An 18,698-nucleotide genomic window follows, 5' to 3' on the forward strand; every position below is an offset into this window, starting at 1 on the left:
ACGACTGGACCGACGATCGGAACGCATCTGCATGGCCGTGCTGCTGCAGGAAGGCCGTGAACCACGGCTGGACGWWSGACGKMGGACGCAGCTGCTGCTGCACGCCGGCCTGGGCACTCGCCGCAGCCGCCGCGGCGGCCACCTGCTGGTTGTAGGAATCGATCTGCGACTTCATCTCGACGATCTGCGCCGCCTCACGCGCCGACTGGCTCGTCAAATCGCCCTGCTGTTTGGACAGGCTCTCACGCTGAGCCGTGCCCTGATCGCGCAGATCATTGAGTTGGGCCTGCTTCGCCTGGGCATCCTGCGCGGCCTGCTGGGCCTGCGCGGCCTGCTCGTCGGACTGCTGCTTGAGATGCGTGATCTGCTGCTCGATCGCGGACAGACGATCCTTGCGGCTCTTCGATGTGCTCAGGGTGTTCGCGGCATCATCGGCGGCATTGTTCTCACTGCGCGTCACGGCGGCGTCCGACTGCATCTTGCCGACGAACTCGTCGGTGGTCTTCGCATTGGTCACCACATCCATGACCTCGGATGCATTCGACCCGTGGAAACTATCGCGGGCCAACTGCGCCACGGCCTGTTTCGCGTCATCGTAGTCGGCACCGGTCTGCTTGATCTTCGTTTCGAGATCGACCCGGTCCTTCTTCGCGGCGTCAAGCCGTTCACCCGTCGCCTGGGCCAGATCGGAGGCCTGCTGCGCCTGCTGTTGGGAATCCTGCGCGGCCTTCTGCGCCGCGGGAATCTGGTTTTCGGTCAAATCATTGAGTTTGAGGATCTGATCGGCAAGCTGGGCGTTCACGCCCGACAGCTGGCCCTTGAGGTCCTCGTGGTCCTGCACCTTCTGTTGATAGCTCCCCCAGCTGGGGACGGCCTGCGCCTGCTGCGCGCCATAGGTGACCCCGAGAACACCGGCCGATAGGGTCGTGGCTGCGGCCAGCATCATCCCGGCAACGGCGCTGATTCGTTTCGTATGCGTCATATGTACAGCTTCCTGCCTTTCGTATGCCCGATTTCACATTGTAGCGAACAACTCACGAATCGGCCACGCCGCGCGTATGGGCCAATCGCGAAACGAGCCCGCTCCCATCGAACGTGTGCTACCCCACGCTTGCCGGCCAACGCCGAACGACCGCGGTCCGATACGTCTTCCCGCCATCGTCCGGGCCATGCGGGAGCGCATGGCGGTCGACCATCGGTGAGGCCGGTCAGGCTTTGAGGTATCGCCGGAGCGAGACGCCCGAGGCGAGGCCCGAGAGCAGCATCGCACCCAGAATGAGGGCGGGTGCGGTGAGCCACACCGTCCCCTGATTGATGAAGGGCATCCACTGCACCGTCCGCGCCAGACCATCGGTGATGAACATGGACACGATGGCGCTGAGCGTACCCACGGCGAACAGCGAACCGAAGAACGCGGCGAGCACGCCTTCGAGGATGAAGGGCAGTCGTATGGTCCAGTTCGAGGCGCCCACATAGCGCATGATCTCGGTCTCGTTCTTGCGCGAGGCGGCGCTCATGCGGATGGTGGTGCCGGTCAGGAGGATCGCGACCACGACCATGACGGCGGCGAGCACCACGGTCACCAGCGTCGCCTTGTTGAGCACGTTGAAGACCGGGTCGAAGATCTGCCGCTGATCGATCACGTCCTCGATGCCGGTGCGCCCTTTAAGCACCTCGGACACCACCTGGTATTTCGTGGGGTCGGTGAGCTTGAGCCGCAGCGAGTCCTGCATGTTGGCCGCGGTGAGCGTGCGCCCCTGGTAGACGCCGTCGGGGTACTGCTTGAGGAAGGTGTTCTTGAAGAACTCGGCGCGGCTCACATAGGTCGTCTTGGCGACCACGCCGCCGAGTTCCTGGTGGATGACGTTCTGCAGCTGCACGATCTCGCTTTGCGTCGGCGCCTTCCCCGAAGCGCAGGACGCCGCCTGGCTCGTGCCGTCGGGGCACAGCCACGCCACGACCTCGACCTTGTCGTACCAATCGCCCTTCGCACGGGTCACCTGGGCCTGCATGAGCACGGAGGCGCCGATGAACAGAAACGAGATGAAGGTGACGAGCATCACGGAGAAGATCATCGACAGGTTCTGGCGAAGACTCATCCACGTTTCGGACAGAATAAACCGTGTTCTCATCAGTTGTTCTCCTCAGTGGATCGCGCGGCGGGCGCATCCATCGTGTCATGCGCATCGTCCGTGGTCGGGCGTGCATTCCCCTGGTCGTGCTCCGGCCCGGGCCCGGCATGGTACCGGTTGTCGGTCCGCTCCGCAGCACTCGGCGGAGCGGGAGGCGCCGGAATCGTCGCCTTCTCGGCCGGCTCCGCACCCGACTCCTGCGGCGGTGCCGGCGGCTCATCATCGGTGCCGCCATCAGTGGCACCATCGGTGGCACCATCGGTGCCGCCATCGCTCCGAGCATCGTCGAGGCCCTCGATGCCCTTGCCCCAGGTCATCGTGGTCTCCGCGGACTGGAAGACGTCGCCATAGCGTCCGGTCCTGCCGGAATGCACCGAATTGGCCAGACGCGCGATGCCATCGTCCCCTTCGGCATCGGAACGGATGACCTGCACCACGGCGTCGAGGGCGTGGGTGGTCGATGCATCGGAATGCTCCGAGGCCGGCACCGGCGCATCGGCCACCACCGTGGCGTCCGCGTCATGTCCCGTCACATCGCCCGACGGATCGGCCGCACCGGTCGAATGCGCCGCCGAGACCTCGGGTGCCGCGGCCCGCGTCGGCGAACCATCACTGCCGCCGGCCATCGGGGAACCGACGACGAGAGATGCCGCCTCAGACGGTGCGCGACCTGCAGCGGTGCCGGTATCCGCACCCCCGATGACGCGCTGGGCGTTCGACTCGACCTGGGCGTCGGGGAAGAACAACGCTGAATCGTAGGAGCCGTGCGGCTCATCCCGCACGATCCTGCCGTTGTGCAGCTCGATGACGCGCTTGCGCATCGAGTTGACGATCTCCTCGTTGTGCGTCGCCATCACCACGGTGGTGCCGGTGCGGTTGATCGCGTCGAGCACCTCCATGATCCCCAATGACGTCGTCGGATCGAGGTTGCCGGTGGGTTCGTCGGCGAGCAGGATCTGGGGATGGTTCACATAGGCGCGGGCAATGGCCACGCGCTGCGCCTCACCGCCGGAAAGCTCGTGCGGGAAGTTGCGTTCCTTGCCGACCAGGCCGACCGTCTCGAGGACCTTGGGCACCAGCGATTTGATGGTCGAACGGCTCGTGCCGATGACCTCGAGCGCGAACGCCACGTTCTGCCACACCGTCTTGTTGTTGAGCAGTTTGTAATCCTGGAAGACGAAGCCCATCGAACGCCGGTACTGCGGCACCTGGCGCTGGGTCATGCGCCGCAAATCGTTGCCCGCCACGCGCAGCTCACCCTGCGTCGCCTCCTCCTCACGCAGCAGGAGACTCAGGAGCGTGGTCTTGCCCGAGCCCGAAGCCCCGACCAGAAAGACGAAATCACCCCGATCGATGGAGACGCTGACGCGATCCAACGCCGGGCGCGTGCCCTTCGCGTAGATCTTGGAGACCTGCTCCAATGAGATAAGTGCCATGTTTGCCGTCCTTCGGATGATGGACCCGGATGCACCGGGTCAGTTCCGCGAATCCTCCGACTCCTCGTCGTCGTGGATCCGCTGCTCGTGACGCCAGCGGATGCCCGCATCGATGAAGCCGTCGATGTCGCCGTCGAATACCGCCTGGGTCTGGGAGGTCTCGTACCCGGTGCGCAGATCCTTGACCATCTGGTACGGATGCAGGACATAGGAGCGCATCTGGTCGCCCCAGCTGGCCTTGATGTCGCCCGCCAGCTCCTTCTTCTTCTTGGCCTCCTGCTCGTGGCGCAGCACCAGCAGACGGGACTGCAGCACGGCCATCGCCGCGGCGCGGTTCTGGATCTGACTGCGTTCATCCTGCATGGTCACCACGATGTTGGTGGGCAGGTGGGTGATACGCACGGCGGAATACGTCGTGTTCACGCCCTGGCCTCCGGGACCGGACGAGCAGTAGGTGTCCACGCGGATATCGGTGTCAGGGATATCGATGTGATCGGTCTCCTCGACCAGGGGGACGACCTCGACGGCAGCGAAGCTCGTCTGCCGTCGACCCTGGTTATCGAACGGCGAGATGCGTACGAGACGATGGGTGCCTCCCTCGACCGACAGCCGGCCATACGCGTACGGCGCGTTGACCTGGAACGTCGCCGACTTGATGCCCGCCTCCTCGGCGTAGGACGTGTCCATCACCTTGGCCTTGTAACCGTTGCGCTCGGCCCAGCGCAGATACATGCGCATGAGCATTTCGGCGAAGTCCGCGGCGTCGACGCCGCCGGCGCCGGAGCGGATCGTGACGACGGCGGCGCGCTCGTCATACTCGCCGTCCATGAGCGTCTCGATCTCCATGGCGTCGAGGTCGGTCTGGATGGCGCCGACCTCGGTACGCGCATCGGCGATCGTACCGGCGTCCTGCTCCTCCTGCCCCAATTCGAAGAGCACCTCGACATCGTCGAGCCGAGACTGAAGCGCCTGCAGCTTCTTGACCTGACTCTGCGCAGCCGACAGGTTGCTGGTCACCTGCTGTGCATGCTCGACGTCGTCCCACAGATTCGGCTGCGAAGCCTGCACTTCGAGATCCTTGATCCGGGCTTCGAGCCGCTCGACATTGAGCGCCTTGGCTATGGACTCGTATTTGGTGCGAGCCTCACCCAGCGCCTGGGAAAAATCAAAATCTGCCATTGTTACCACCATACCGTGTGTCGTCTATCATCGAATGCCTGCTGGCCCACCACCGGATCACGCGCCCTGCCGCTCCCCGGACCCGGCCATGCCACGGTTCGAACGGATACGGCGCACGCGCACGTCAAAGACCCGCGTAGATCGCGGGGATGACCAAGGCCAGCAACATGGCCGCGGCGATGACCAGGCATACCACCCTGGCGGTCATGCGCCGGTACCGTCTGCGTCGCTGCGACGCGTTGCCATCATCCTTCACATCGCACGATTGTACGCAATGCGCCCTACCGCGACCCTGAGAGGGCCCGCCGCGTTGTATCGTGTTGACGAGGCGCACCGCGCCCACCTTGATATTGGTGACCATAACGGTGGTGAAGGAGACTGGATATGAACGATGCAAGGACAGCGTGGGGCTGGGGCCTCGCAAGCGTCGACGAACAGGACGTGACGCTGGACGTGACGTACCCCGAGCCGCAACTCGGACCGGTGCCGGACGAGCATGACAGGCCGGCGCATCATTTCGCCGCACTCGCCACGGACACCGCCGACGCCCGGGGCGTGCGGCGCGTGCCGGTATTCGTGGTCTCGCAACTCGATGAACCCATTCGCGACGCCACCGACGCCTATCTGCGCCTGCATCTGCTGAGCATGCGCCTGGCGAAGCCCAACAGCCTCAACCTCGAGGGTATGTTCGACAAGCTCGCCAATGTGGTCTGGACCAACTACGGGCCGTTCGCGGTACCCGGTTTCGCCGAGCACCGACTCGCACTCGAAGCGCAGATCATGCGCGCGAGCGCCATGCCCTGCCCCGGCGTGCACGTGATGTCGATCGACAAGATCCCTCGCATGGTCGATTACGTGGTGCCCACCGGCGTGCGCATCGGCGACGCCAACCGTGTGCGGCTGGGCGCCTACCTGTCCCCCGGCACGACCGTCATGCACGCGGGATTCGTGAACTTCAACGCCGGCACGCTCGGCACCTCCATGGTCGAGGGCCGCATCTCGCAGGGCGTGGTCGTGGGCGACGGCTCGGACATCGGCGGAGGCGCCTCGACGATGGGCACGTTGTCCGGCGGCGGCAAGCTGCGCAACTCCATCGGCGAGCACAGCCTGGTCGGCGCCAACGCGGGCATCGGCATCTCACTGGGCGACCACTGCGTCGTCGAGGCGGGACTGTACGTCACGGCGGGAACCAAGATCACGGTCATCGACAAGGCGAAGCGCGCTGCGGGCATCCCGTTGGACGTCGTCAAGGGCGCGGATCTGTCGGGCAAGGACAACATCCTGTTCATCCGCAACTCCGTGACCGGCGCCATTGAGGCCCGTGGCCGCTCCAAGGGCATCGAGCTCAACGCGCAGCTGCATCGCAACTGACGACGAATGTGGTCGGGGCCTGCATGACGACGCGGTCATCGCAGCCCCCTGCCGCATCGGTCGTCGGCCCGGTTCCGGAAGCCTTGCGCGCCGGGGTGGTCAGGGTTTCATAAGCTAGGAACGTTGCTCGATCGGGACGTAATCGCGAGCGCCCTCACCGGTGTACACCTGGCGGGGCCGGCCGATCTTGGTCTCGGGATCCGTGCGCATCTCCCGGTATTGCGCGATCCATCCGGGGATGCGCCCGAGCGCGAACAACGGCGTGAACATGCCCGGATCGAAGCCGATGGCGCGGTAGATGAGCCCGGTGTAGAAATCGACGTTCGGGTAGAGGTGCCGCGAAACGAAGTAGTCGTCGTGCAAGGCGATGTCCTCCAGTCGGCGCGCGATGTCGAAGAGCACGCGCTCCCCCGTTGTCAGTTGCAACGTGCTCTCGCGCTCGAGGATCTTCTCAAGATACTGCTTGGCGACCACCGCCCGGGGGTCGTAGGACTTGTAGACTCGATGCCCCAGACCGAATATCCTCTCGTGCCGGTCCTTGGCGTCGCGCACGAACTCCTCGACGCTTTTGCCGCTGTCCCTGATGGTCTCCAATTGACGCAGCACGGATTCGTTCGCCCCGCCGTGCAGGGGGCCGGATAGGGCGTTGATGCCCGCCGCCACCGCGGAGTAGAGGTTGGCCTGTGCGCTGCCGGCGATCCTGACGACCGACGTGGAGCAGTTCTGCTCGTGGTCGGCGTGGATGATGAGCAGTCGGCCGAGCGCATGGACGTACAGGGGGTCCGATTCGAACGGCTCGTATGGCACGGCGAAGCACATGCGCAGGAAATCGTCCACATAGCCGCGCGAATAATCGGGATACAGCATCGGCTCATCGCGACGCCGGCGGAATATATAGCTCACGATGGTGCGCACCTTGGCCATGATGATGTCCGCGGCCCGATCGAGGGCGACCGGATCGGTGGGATCCGTGGTGTCGGGGTAGAACGCGGCTAGGGCGTTCACTGCTGAGGCGAGCACGCTCATGGGGTGGGCGTTGCGCGGGAAGGATCCGAGCATGACGCGGAAATCCTCACCGACCATCGTCTGACGATTGATGTTGGCGCAATACGTCGCGTACTGCTCCTGCGTGGGCAGTTCGCCGAAGCGCAGCAACCAGGCGACCTCGAGGAAATCGGATTGCTCGCACAGCTGCTCGATGGGGTATCCGCGGTACCGCAGGATCGAGCGGCCGCCGTCGATATAGGTGATCCCGGACTCGCACTGTGCGGTGGTCAGGAACCCCGGATCGAGCGTCACCCAGCCGTCGTTGCGCAAATCGGCCACCTTGATGCCGTTGGGACCCGAGGTCGCCTCGACGACGGGCAGCATGAACTTCTGCTCATCCACTTCCAGTTTCGCAAGACCCATGAGGCGACCCTTCTGTTGACACACCATCACTCACCCGGGGCGTGGAACGGCAACTCCGTGCACAGACACGGATCCGACGGTTCACCGGCAGGCGATGATGCCCTGCCCGGCGACCGATACGACCCTGCGACCCCGTGGTTACCGACAGCGTAACAGACCGATGTGTACACGAAAGCCGCCGTCTCACACCGCATACGGCATGAGATGACGGCTTTCGTGAACGAAGGTCGGCACTACGACGATGGAGGGTCGGGCCCCGGCCCGTTCATCGACGCGGCGTCTATTCGCGCACGGTGAGGATATGCGGACCGTCCTCGGTGATGGCGAGGGTGTGCTCGGAATGGGCGCCCCGTGAGCCGTCGGAGGACTTCAGGGTCCAACCGTCCTTCGGATCCTGGTAGATCTCATCGGTGGTCTTGAGGAACCAGGGTTCGATGGCGATGACCAGGCCCGGACGGAGGTGATAGCCGTGATGGGCCTTGCCGTCGTTGGCGATATGGGGGTCGGCGTGCATGATGCGCCCGACGCCGTGACCGCCGAAGTCGAGATTGATCGGATAGCCATATTCGCGGGCGACGTCGCCGATGGCATGGGAGATGTCACCGAGACGATTGCCTGGCTGCGCTTGGGCGATACCCGCCTCGAGGGCCTCCTGCGTGCACTTGATGAGCCGCAGATCCTCCGGGTCCTGATGCTTGCCGACCACGAAGCTGATGGCTGAATCGCCGACCCAACCGTCGACGTTGATGGCCAGATCGAGGCTGACCAGATCGCCGTCCTTGAGGTCGTAGTCGAAGGGGATGCCGTGAAGCACGGCGTCGTTGACGGAGGTACAGATGTAATGGGCGAACGGACCGGTGCCGAAGTCCGGCGCATAGTCCACGTAGCAGGATTCGGCGCCCTTGCGGTCGGCGATCTTCTTGGCCACGAACTCGTCGATCTCGAGCAGATTGGTGCCCACCTTGGTCATAGCCCTGAGTTCTTTGAGGATGCTGCCGACGAAGCGGCCGGCGGGTTTCATCGCTTCTATTTCACTGGGTGTTTTTAATTCGATCATGATTCTCACTTTACGTCGCCCGCCCAACAACAAGCCGTGCCCGCCATGCGCGTATGGACATATGGTTGTCATCGAACGCGGATAGGGTGTGCACATGGATAACGCAATGATTTCGGGGCTTGACCCGAGTTCCTTCTCTTCGGTGATCACCCCGGCCAACGACCTCTTCCGGTACGTGAACGGGCCATGGATCGACACCTATCGGCTTCCGGACGACCGTTCGCGATTCGGTTCCTTCGATATGCTGGCGCAGAACGCCGAGGAGCAGATCCGCGACATACTCGAGGACGAGAACTGCACCGCATCTCGTTCCCAGGCCCTCTACCGCTCGTTCTGCGATACCGAGGCCATCGACCAGGCGGGTATGTCCCCCATCGCGCAGGCCTTGGGCCGCATCGACTCAGCGAAGGACAAGGGCGAACTCATCCATGTGCTCGGCGGGCTCAACCCCTCGGGCGGCCCCGATCTCATGGACATCGGCATCTACGGCGATCCCGATGATCCGGATACGAACATCGTGCACATCGAACAAAGCGGACTCGGACTGCCGGACGAGGCCTACTACCGGGAGGACCGGTACGCACCCATCCGTGAACAGTACCGACGGATGCTCGCCAGGCTCCTGCTGCTCGCGCAGTACGGCGACGCCGAGACCTGCGAAGCCATGGCCGACCGTGTGATCGGGTTCGAAACGCGTCTGGCCTCCCATCACTGGGATAATGTGGCCACCCGCAACTCGCAGAAGACACACAACCCCACCGACTTCGCCGCGCTGAAATCGACACTCTTCCACGTGGACATCGAAGCCTGGGCCGCCGCCTGGCAGCAGGCCTATGACGCGGCGCCCTCCACGGAAGCGCAGCCGGTCGACGTGCTCGATGCCCTGCAGCACACGATGGTGCACGAACCGAGCTTCCTGAGCGGGCTGGACGAGGTATGGGACGAATCCGGGCTCGACGACCTGATCCTATGGGCACGCGCCCACATGCTGATCCACTGGTCCAGCATGCTCAGCCACGACTTCGACGAAACGAACTTCGAGTTCTACGGCAAGGCCCTCTCGGGCGCGCTCACCCAACGCGATCGCTGGAAGCGTGGCGTCTCGCTGGTCAATGGGGTCTGCGGCGAGGACGTCGGACGTGTCTACGTGTCCCGTCACTTCCCCGCCAGCTCGAAGCAACGCGTCGAGCATCTGGTCGCGAACCTCATCGAGGCCTACCACGTTTCGATCGCCGGCAGCTCGTGGTTGGGCGAACAGACCAAGGCCAAGGCCCTGGAGAAGCTCTCCAAATTCACACCGAAGATCGGATACACCAATCACTGGCGCGATTACAGTGCGCTAGCCGTACGCGCCGACGCCTCCCTGGTGGAGAACATGCGGGCCTCATCGATCTACGAATCCGGCTACCAACTCGCCAAGGCGGGCAAGCCCGTCGACAAGGACGAGTGGCTCATGAACCCGCAGACGGTGAACGCATATTACGAGCCGTCCATGAACGTGATTGTGTTCCCCGCCGCCATCCTGCAACCGCCCTTCTTCGACCCCCGTGCCGAGGACGCCGCGAACTACGGCGGGATCGGCGCCGTGATCGGCCATGAGATCGGCCATGGATTCGACGACCAAGGCAGTCAATACGACGGCGATGGCCGCCTGTCCGACTGGTGGACCGCCGAGGACAAGGAGAACTTCACCCGTCTCACCTCCGCGCTCATCGAGCAGTACAACGCCTTCGTCCCCTCCCAGCTGTTGGAGAAGTACGGTGACGACAAGGAGAAGGCCCCGCATGTCAACGGCGCTTTGACCATCGGCGAGAACATCGGCGATCTCAGCGGCGTCAACATCGCGCTCAAGGCCTACGCCTTCGCGTTGCGGGCCAAGGGCATCGACACCGCGAACGAGGGCGACGACTCCGAATCGGGCCTGGAGGCCACACTGGAACAGGCTCCGCATATCGACGGCTTCACCGGCCTGCAGCGCTTCTTCCTGAGCTATGCCTCGGTCTGGCGCACCAAGCAGCGCGATGAGCTGGCGGAGCAGTACCTGCAGATCGACCCCCATTCGCCGGCCGAGGCCCGAACCAACGGCATCATGCGCAACGTCGACCTGTTCTACAAGGCCTTCGACGTCAAGCCGGGGGACGCCATGTGGCTGGCCCCGGAACACCGAGTGCATATCTGGTAGGCGCGTCACGCCGGGCCTAGAATCCGGCGTCGGCGAACCCCTCCTCCTTCCCTTCGAGGGAGGAGACCGCATCCCGGGCCCCATCCGCCGTCGCTGCGGACGATGGTGGTGCGGAAGGCTGCTCCCTGTCGTTCTGCACTGCGCCGTCCCGTGCGATGCCGTCCTGCGCCATGCCGCCCTGGTGGGCATCGGCACGTCGCCACCCCGCACCGGAGGCTTCGGCGGGGACACGGCTCCTGTTGAGCACACTCGTGCCGAAACTCATGTCATGCCCCACCGCGCCGGCCTCCAGAACCATGCGGCTGCGTGGATTGCCGTCCTGCTGCCACGATTCCGTGCCCAGCCGACCAGTGACGATGACCGGATCGCCTTTGTGCAACGATCCCAGCACGTGCTCGGCAAGTGATCTGAACGCCTTGATCGTGACCCATGTGGTCGGATGATCCTTCCACTCGTTCGACGCGGCATGGAAGTAGCTCCGTGTCGAACCGACGCGGAAGGAACACGCCGGGGGCGCCCCCTCACGACCGAATCGAACCGGATCGGCTCCCACGAACCCGGTGATGGTGACGGTTGTTTGCTGTGGCATCTCGGCCTCCTCGCACTCTGATTCCCTGCACTCTGGTATGGACCGCGGGACGGCAAGGTCGGCGAGCGCCGTCGCATTGTCGAATCACGTCGTTGCCGGCCGACCCTCCCGCGGTACCCCCAGTGTGCCGGACATCATCCCATCGACGAAGGCTTCATCGTCCAATGTGGTCGAAGGCCTGGGTCCGCCACGCCGCATGGGACACCATGACCCCGACACACCGTCTCATCGGGGCCACAGCAACCCGCATGCGTCAGGAACAGGAACCCCCTCACAGGTCGACTTCAGCGATAGTCGTAGAATCCCCTGCCGCTATCGCGACCCATCCTGCCCTGATCGATGTAATCGTGCTTGAGACGCTCCGCGAACTTCTTACGGACGGGGTCGGTGCTGTCCTTGCTCAGATAGTACGGGGTCATCATGCCGACGATGTCGTAGATCTGGAACGGCCCGAGCGGAGCCCCGGTCGCGATGCGCCACGTGGCGTCGATATCCTCGATGGAGGCGACGCCGCGCACCCACAGATCGGCGGCCGCATTGAGCAACGGCACCAGCAGCGAATTGAGGACATACCCCGGCTGCTCCTTGTGCAACCGAATCGGCACCATGCCTATCTCCTCGGCGAAGGCGGCCACGCGCTCGAACACCTGGGGGTCGGTGCCGGGATGGCCCATGACCTCAGCGGTGTTGTTCTTCCAGATCGTGTTCGCGAAGTGCAGGGCGAGGAACCGGTCGGGCCGACCGGTGAACGGCGCGATGTCGCTCGGCAGGAACGTGGAGGAATTCGTGCAGAAGATGGCCTCCGGAGCGGCCAGGGCACCGACTTTGCCCCATACCTCCTGCTTCATGCTCAGCTGCTCGGGAATCGCCTCGATGATGACTTCAGCCTCACGGACAGCGTCGGCGAGATCGCTGGTCGCCCGGATATGCGCGACGGCCCTATCGAGACGCTCTTGCGTGGCATCGGGCAGATCCTCGCGGTAATGCGCTTCAAGGGTCTGCCACCGGTGAGGCAAGGCCGCGAGAATCTCGTCGCTGACGTCGTAGGCCACGACATCCTTGCCCATATATGCGCTTTGGAAGATGATCTGGGATCCCAGAATGCCCGTGCCTAATACGGTTACCTGCTGCATCATTGCCTTCTTTCGAGGTAACGCCTTCGTTACCCGTGCATCACATGATACGCGCGAAACCGGGGTCTGTGGGCCATAACAGCCGACGAACCCACCTGCAGCATGTGCCTACAGGTGGGTTCGATGAAACACGACACAGAGCACTCTACCGCAGTGCGTCCAACCGCTCCTGCAGGCGTTGCGCGGCCTGATCGACCGGCACGGCCTCCGCCTCGCTCCCGTCGCGCAAGCGGATCTCGATCGTACCGTCATTCACCGTATCGCGGCCGACCACGGCGACCAGCGGCACGCCGATCAGCTCGGCGTCCTTGAACTTGACGCCGGGCGACACCTTGCGGCGGTCATCGTAGAGCACCTCGACACCGCGTTCCTCCAGTTGGGCGACGAGTGTGTCCGCGGCATCGAACGCCTCGGCCTTCTTGCCGGTGGCCAGCACGTGGACCTGGGCGGGGGCGACGGCGGCGGGCCAGGCGAGGCCCTTGTCGTCATGGTGGAACTCGGCGATGCATGCGAGGGCACGCGAGACGCCGATGCCGTAGCAGCCCATCCACACGGGTACGGCCTTGCCGTTATGGTCAAGCACCTTGAGGCCCAACGCCTGTGAATACTTCAAGCCGAGTTGGAAGACCTGGCCGATCTCCACGCCGCGCTGGAAACTCAACGGACCGGAGCCGTCGGGACTCATATCGCCCTGCCGCACCTCGACCGCCTCGACGGTGCCGTCGGCCTCGAAATCACGACCGTAGACGGCATAGAAGAGGTGGCGATCACTCTCGTCGGCCCCGGTGATCCAGGCGCTGCCTTTGGCCACGTGCGCATCGATGAGATAGCGGATGGAACCATCGTCACCGGAACCCGCTTCGGTCTCGTCGGCGTCCGCCCCGAGTCCATGGCCGCGCGCCTGCGGTCCCAAGGCCATCGGGCCGATGAATCCGGGCACGAGTTCGGGGTGAGCCTTCAGGTCCTGCTCATTGGCCTCTTCGATCTCGGCTGGCGCGAACTGCGCCTCCAACCGCTTCATATCGACCGTACGGTCACCGGGCACGCCGACGACGACGACCTCGCGCCACGGGGTGTCATGGAGCTCGTCCTCGGGATGTTTGACCGTGATGACGACGTTCTTCAAGGTGTCCTGCGCCGTCCATGCGCGGCCATCGGAACGCGGATAGTTCGTGTTGGCGCACTCGACCAGCGCCTCGATGGTGTGCGTCCCCTCGGTGGTCCGCGTCTCGACCTGCGGCTCGCCGGAGTAGTCGACGGGCGCGGCCTGCGGGGTGCTCAGCGCCTCGACGTTCCACGCCTTGCCGGAAGGCGACTGGGCGAAGGTGTCCTCGCCGATCGGCAGCGGCGCCAGGAACTCCTCGGACTGCGAACCGCCCATGGGCCCGGAAACGGCATGGACGATGACATAGTCGACGCCGAGACGATGGAAGATGCGCTCGTAGGCACCGCGCTCCTTGAGGTACTCCTGTCCCAACCCCTCCTCGTCGATGGTGAACGAGTAGGCGTCCTTCATGATGAACTCACGGCCGCGAATGAGCCCGGCCCGGGGGCGGAACTCATCACGGTACTTCGTCTGAATCTGATAGAGCGTAACCGGCAGGTCCTTATATGAGGAATACAGGTCCTTCACCAGAAGCGTGAAGACCTCCTCATGCGTGGGGGCCAGCAGGTAATCGGCCTCATGCCGGTCCTTGAGACGGAAGATGTTGTCGCCGTACTCCTCCCAGCGATGCGTCGCCTCGTAGGGTTCGCGTGGCAGCAAGGCCGGGAAGTGCACCTCCTGGGCGCCGATGCCGGCCATCTCCTCGCGCATGATGGCTTCGATCTTGTTCAGTACGCGCAAACCCAGCGGCAGCCAGGTCCAGATACCGGGCGCGGCCTTGCGGATATACCCTGCGCGCTGCAGGAGACGCGCGGAATCGACATCCGCGTCGGCGGGATCCTCGCGCAGGGTGCGCAGGAACAATGTGGACATACGAAGTGCTGTGGAACTCATGCGTCCAAAACTATGCTCGCAAGGGGACAACGAGGCCATGCCGCCCTGAGGCCGGACTCGTGGCGCTCTCCGGGCACTCCGCGGGCGGTCCACCGGGCGCCCACCCGACCGTCAGAACAACTCGTCCTGCGTGAATTCCCCGTCGTCGTCCTGTTGCACTGCAGGGACGAAGGACCCCGGTCCCTCGTCGTGCAACCGGGCCACGGCCATACGGGCGTGGGAGCGCAGCACACCGTCTAAGAGCACGGCCTGCGGGGAGACGTCGAAGGCGTGTTCGTTGATGCCTTCCAGGTAGAGGCCATCGAGACTCTCGACCCGGGAGAGGGCCACATACCCCATGCCGGGGGCGAAGGTCCGGCGCAGGTCCATGACGGCCCTGTCCAGCGTCATGCCCTGCGACTTGTGGATGGTGATGGCCCATGCGCATCGCAGCGGCACCTGGGTGATGGCGGCGAGGACGGTCTCGCCATCCATCATCTCCCAGGAGGCCTGGCGCATGGTGACGGTGTTGCCGTTCTCAAAAGCGACGATCGGCCAGCCGCCTTTGGACTCCGGCGCGAACCCGCGCACCGTGCCGATCGACCCGTTGACGAACTGATGATCGGGGTCGTTGCGCAGGGCCATGACCGCCGCCCCTGTCTTGAGATGCAGCTCCTCGGGCGCCAGCATGCTGCGGCTCAACCGGGTGATCAAATCGACGGGTCCGGTGGCCTGCGCGTGGTAGTCGTGCGGGCTCTCGGCGATCCTGGCCAGCTGGGTGTCGTTGAGGGCGTCCGCCTGGCGGTTGACGGGGAAGAGATGGACCGCGACCTGATCCGCGGCCGGTGCCGTTCCCAGACGACCCGCGAGCACGTCGTGGTCCTCCTGGCTGACCGACCCTTCGCGGATATCGGTCAGGACGGTGAGCAACTGACCGTCATCCTGTCGATGCTGCTCGGTGATGTAGGCGATCACCGGATCAAGCTGTTCCCAGACGAGGGATTCGGTGATGAAACCGTTGGGATCCTTGCCCACCCGGGCGTACCGTTCGCGCATCGCCTCGTATTCGGGTCCGGACGGGGCCATGGGAGCTCCACGACCGGAACGGCTCACGGGCGGCAACTGGAAGAAGTCGCCGGAGAGCACCACCTGCAGGCCCCCGAAGGGTTCGGGCCGGTGTCGCAGCGCCCGGCAGACCTCGTCGACCATATCGAACAACGAGGCGTGCAACATCGAGACCTCGTCGATGACGAGGATGTCGGCGGCCTGGATCTTGCGGCGACGGCGGGAGCGGATCTGACGGAGCAGCGGCTCGGTCAGTACGGTCGAGACGCCGATGCCGCTCCATGAGTGGATCGTGCGGCCGTTGATATGCGTCGAGGCGATGCCGGTCGACGCGGTGACGGCGACCGAAGCCCCGTCGGCCCGCGCCTGTCGGATGAATTCGTTGAGCACATAGGTCTTGCCGGCACCGGGGGCTCCGGTGATGAACACGGAAGCCCCGGCCTTGAGCAATGCCAGCGCCTCGGACTGTTGCAAGGGTCTGCCGCCTTTCCTGTCGGTCCGTGGGCGAGCGACGTCACCAACGGCGGGTATCGGGACTCAGTAATCGATCTTTTCGGCGTGGTTCGGATCCTCGACGGGGTTGCCGTCGGACTCGTAGGAGCGCAGAAGACTGGTCGCCTCGATCCGGGCGGAGCCTGCCTTCGCCTCGGCGTCGTCGGGACCGGGGGCCGGGACGAAGAACATGTCGCGGTAGTAGCGCAGCTCGTCGATCGACTCGATGATGTCGGCGAGGGCGCGATGGCCGCCGTGCTTGGCGGGCTTGTTGGCATAGACCGCGGGATACCAACGGCGCGAGAGCTCCTTCAAGGTGCTCACGTCGATGACGCGGTAGTGCAGCTTGGCCATGAGATCGGGCATGAACCGGTCGAGGAACTTCTTGTCGGACCCCACGGAATTGCCGGCCAGATGGGCCTTGCCGCGTGCGGGCAGGAAACGGCTCACGTACTCGACGACCTGCCGTTGGGCGTCTTCAAGAGTTAGACCCTCCTTGTTCCACTCGTCGACCAGACCCGAGGAGGTGTGCATGTGCCGCACGAAATCGTTCATATGCGCGACCGCGCCGTCGGAAGGACGGATCACCAGGTCGATGCCCTGATCGAGCACCTTGAAGTTGAAATCAGTCGGCACGACCGACACCTCGCACAGTTCGTCGTGGAAGATGTCGAGTCCCGTCATCTCGCAATCGATCCAGATGAGGCGCGACTCCTCCGGGGTGAATATGAGATCGTCCTTGCCTTCGGCCATGACGGCCACCTTTCCTTCGTCCAACACAGAACAGACGATGCTACCTCGCCCGCCCGACCGTCATCGGCCAGGCCTGTCGGACCAAGCCGGCCGGGGACCCGATATTCGCGCCCGGATACGGGGAACCACATAGGAATCGCTGCGTAAAGACCCCTGCACAGAGAAGCATGAGAAGCACTGCGTAGAGCCCCACATACGACGAGACGCCGCGCGGACGATGCCGCTGCGGCGTCTGGTCATGCTCGGGCCCCTCCCCCGCCGGGCGTCGGCGCTATGTCACGCCGCAACCGCACGGTATTACCGCACGCGCGGCACGGATCAGGGCGGGAGCCGGACCGGTCAGTTGTGGAAACCGGTGTAGTTCGGGGCTTCCGTGGTCATGACGATGTCGTGGGGATGCGATTCGCGCAGACCCGCGTCCGTGATGCGGATGAAACGGCCTTTGCGCTGCATCTCGGGGATGTTGTGCGCGCCGACGTAGAACATCGACTGGTGCAGCCCGCCGATCATCTGGTACAGCACGGCGTTCAGCGGCCCGCGGTAGGGCACCTCGCCTTCGACACCTTCCGGCACGACCTTGTCGTTGCTGGTGACGTCGGCCTGGAAGTAGCGGTCCTTCGAATAGGACTTCTTGCCGCGGGGCGCCATGGCACCGAGCGAACCCATGCCGCGGTACAGCTTGTACTGCTTGCCGTGCAGGAGCACCTTCTCGCCCGGGGTCTCCTCGCAGCCCGCCAGGGCACCGCCGAGCATGACGCAGTCGGCGCCGGCGACCAGGGCCTTGGCGATGTCGCCGGAGTAGTGGATGCCACCGTCGGCGATGCAGGGGATGCCGGCGGCCTTGCAGGCCTGTGCGGCGTCATAGACGGCCGTGAGTTGGGGCACGCCGACGCCCGCGACGACGCGGGTGGTGCAGATCGAGCCGGGGCCGACACCGATCTTGACCGCGTCGACGCCCGCATCGATCATGGCCTGGGCACCCTGACGGGTCGCGATGTTGCCGCCGACGATCTGCACGTCCTTGAAGGCGGGATCGGCCTTGAGCCGACGGATCATGTCGAGGGCCAGACGGGCCTCGCCGTTGGCGGTGTCGACGATCAGCGCGTCGACGCCGGCCTCCATCAACGCGGAGGAGCGCTGCCAGGCATCGCCGAGGAACCCGACGCCGGCGGCCACGCGCAGACGCCCTTGGGCGTCCTTCGTCGCATCCGGATACTGCTCGGTCTTCACGAAGTCCTTGACGGTGATCAGCCCAGAGAGCTCGCCCTTCTCGTTGACCAGGGGAAGCTTCTCCACCTTGTGCTGCGCGAGCAGGCGGTGGGCGTCCTCCTTGGTGATGTCGGCGGGCCCCGTGATGAGATGGTCCTTGGTCATCACGTCCTTGACCTTGAGACGATCGTAGTCCTCGGAGGCGATGAACCGCATGTCGCGGTTGGTGATGATGCCGACGAGACGGTTGTCCTTATCCACCACGGGCAGACCGGAGATGTGGAACCGCGCGCACAGCTTGTCGAGATCGGCGAGCGTGGCTTCGGGATTGACGGTGAGGGGGTCGGTGATCATACCGGATTCGCTGCGCTTGACGACGTCGACCTGCGAGGCCTGATCGTCGATGGAGAGGTTGCGGTGCAGCACACCGATGCCGCCGTTCCGGGCCATGGCGATGGCCATTTCGGATTCGGTGACCGTGTCCATGGCGGCCGAAATGGCCGGCACCTTCAAGGTGATGTCACGGGTGAAGTGGGTGGAGGTGTCCACCTCTGAGGGGATGACGTCAGTTTCGTTGGGCAGCAGCAGCACATCGTCGTAGGCTAGACCGAGTTTGGCGAAAATCGGCGGAACCGGGGCATACGAAGACTCTGCGTTCATATCATGATTTGAAGCCATGCCCATACTATATGGGTTCGGGCTGACGAACGCA

15 protein-coding genes are annotated in these 18,698 nt (G+C 64.4%); 2 read left to right on the forward strand and 13 right to left on the reverse strand.

Features of this window, described 5'->3' with window-relative positions; translation table 11 throughout:
- The 5 genes from BMON_RS08260 to BMON_RS10545 form a co-directional block, all read right to left on the reverse strand.
- Positions 1-982, reverse strand: a 982-nt coding sequence (locus tag BMON_RS08260; protein WP_420307897.1) for a coiled-coil domain-containing protein, incomplete at its 3' end; no start/stop codon positions are given.
- A 226-nt stretch (positions 983-1,208) separates the two neighbouring features.
- Positions 1,209-2,132, reverse strand: a complete 924-nt coding sequence (ftsX, locus tag BMON_RS08265; protein ID WP_033511725.1) for a permease-like cell division protein FtsX — start codon at positions 2,130-2,132, stop codon at positions 1,209-1,211.
- Entirely contained in the window at positions 2,132-3,568 is a 1,437-nt protein-coding gene (ftsE, locus tag BMON_RS08270) for a cell division ATP-binding protein FtsE (protein WP_081883015.1), read from the reverse strand. The genes ftsX and ftsE overlap by 1 nt, the downstream gene beginning before the upstream one ends.
- 39 nt (positions 3,569-3,607) lie before the next feature.
- The gene (gene prfB, locus BMON_RS08275) at positions 3,608-4,747 is read right to left on the reverse strand and encodes a peptide chain release factor 2 (RefSeq protein WP_033511723.1); all 1,140 of its coding nucleotides are present in this window, start codon (positions 4,745-4,747) and stop codon (positions 3,608-3,610) included.
- Between the two features lie 124 nt (positions 4,748-4,871).
- Complete coding sequence (locus tag BMON_RS10545; protein WP_272944913.1) at positions 4,872-5,003, reverse strand: hypothetical protein; 132 nt, start codon at positions 5,001-5,003, stop codon at positions 4,872-4,874.
- Positions 5,004-5,131: 128 nt separating this feature from the next.
- On the opposite strand from BMON_RS10545, the gene dapD reads away from it, so the two are divergent.
- Complete coding sequence (gene dapD, locus BMON_RS08285; RefSeq protein ID WP_033511719.1) at positions 5,132-6,118, forward strand: 2,3,4,5-tetrahydropyridine-2,6-dicarboxylate N-succinyltransferase; 987 nt, start codon at positions 5,132-5,134, stop codon at positions 6,116-6,118.
- A gap of 114 nt (positions 6,119-6,232) precedes the next feature.
- Here dapD and BMON_RS08290 read toward each other — a convergent pair whose 3' ends face one another.
- Positions 6,233-7,528 (reverse strand): citrate synthase, encoded by a 1,296-nt coding sequence (locus tag BMON_RS08290; protein ID WP_033511717.1) that lies wholly within the window; start codon positions 7,526-7,528, stop codon positions 6,233-6,235.
- A 280-nt stretch (positions 7,529-7,808) separates the two neighbouring features.
- Entirely contained in the window at positions 7,809-8,585 is a 777-nt protein-coding gene (gene map, locus BMON_RS08295) for a type I methionyl aminopeptidase (protein ID WP_033511715.1), read from the reverse strand.
- 94 nt (positions 8,586-8,679) lie between these two features.
- Here map and BMON_RS08300 point away from each other — a divergent pair, with 94 nt between their 5' ends.
- Positions 8,680-10,767 carry a M13 family metallopeptidase gene (locus BMON_RS08300; RefSeq protein ID WP_033511713.1) on the forward strand — a complete coding sequence of 696 codons (2,088 nt, stop codon included), beginning with the start codon at positions 8,680-8,682 and terminating at the stop codon, positions 10,765-10,767.
- A gap of 16 nt (positions 10,768-10,783) precedes the next feature.
- Here the strand turns inward: BMON_RS08300 and BMON_RS09345 are convergent, their stop codons facing one another.
- The 6 genes from BMON_RS09345 to guaB form a co-directional block, all read right to left on the reverse strand.
- The gene (locus tag BMON_RS09345; protein ID WP_051918034.1) at positions 10,784-11,356 is read right to left on the reverse strand and encodes a single-stranded DNA-binding protein; all 573 of its coding nucleotides are present in this window, start codon (positions 11,354-11,356) and stop codon (positions 10,784-10,786) included.
- Between the two features lie 284 nt (positions 11,357-11,640).
- Entirely contained in the window at positions 11,641-12,492 is an 852-nt protein-coding gene (locus BMON_RS08310; RefSeq protein WP_033511711.1) for a 3-hydroxyacyl-CoA dehydrogenase, read from the reverse strand.
- Positions 12,493-12,634: 142 nt separating this feature from the next.
- Positions 12,635-14,488 (reverse strand): proline--tRNA ligase, encoded by a 1,854-nt coding sequence (locus BMON_RS08315; protein WP_033511898.1) that lies wholly within the window; start codon positions 14,486-14,488, stop codon positions 12,635-12,637.
- 111 nt (positions 14,489-14,599) lie between these two features.
- Positions 14,600-16,006: an ATP-dependent DNA helicase gene (locus BMON_RS08320; RefSeq protein WP_033511709.1), complete on the reverse strand. Its 1,407-nt coding sequence runs from the start codon at positions 16,004-16,006 to the stop codon at positions 14,600-14,602.
- A 63-nt stretch (positions 16,007-16,069) separates the two neighbouring features.
- Positions 16,070-16,777, reverse strand: a complete 708-nt coding sequence (gene orn, locus BMON_RS08325) for an oligoribonuclease (RefSeq protein WP_033511707.1) — start codon at positions 16,775-16,777, stop codon at positions 16,070-16,072.
- Positions 16,778-17,116: 339 nt separating this feature from the next.
- A complete protein-coding gene (gene guaB, locus BMON_RS08330; RefSeq protein ID WP_033511897.1) occupies positions 17,117-18,664 on the reverse strand; it encodes an IMP dehydrogenase in 1,548 nt (515 codons plus the stop codon).
- Between the last annotated feature and the right edge of the window lie 34 nt (positions 18,665-18,698).

The sequence above is a fragment of the Bifidobacterium mongoliense DSM 21395 genome, assembly GCF_000741285.1.
Classification (GTDB): domain Bacteria; phylum Actinomycetota; class Actinomycetes; order Actinomycetales; family Bifidobacteriaceae; genus Bifidobacterium; species Bifidobacterium mongoliense.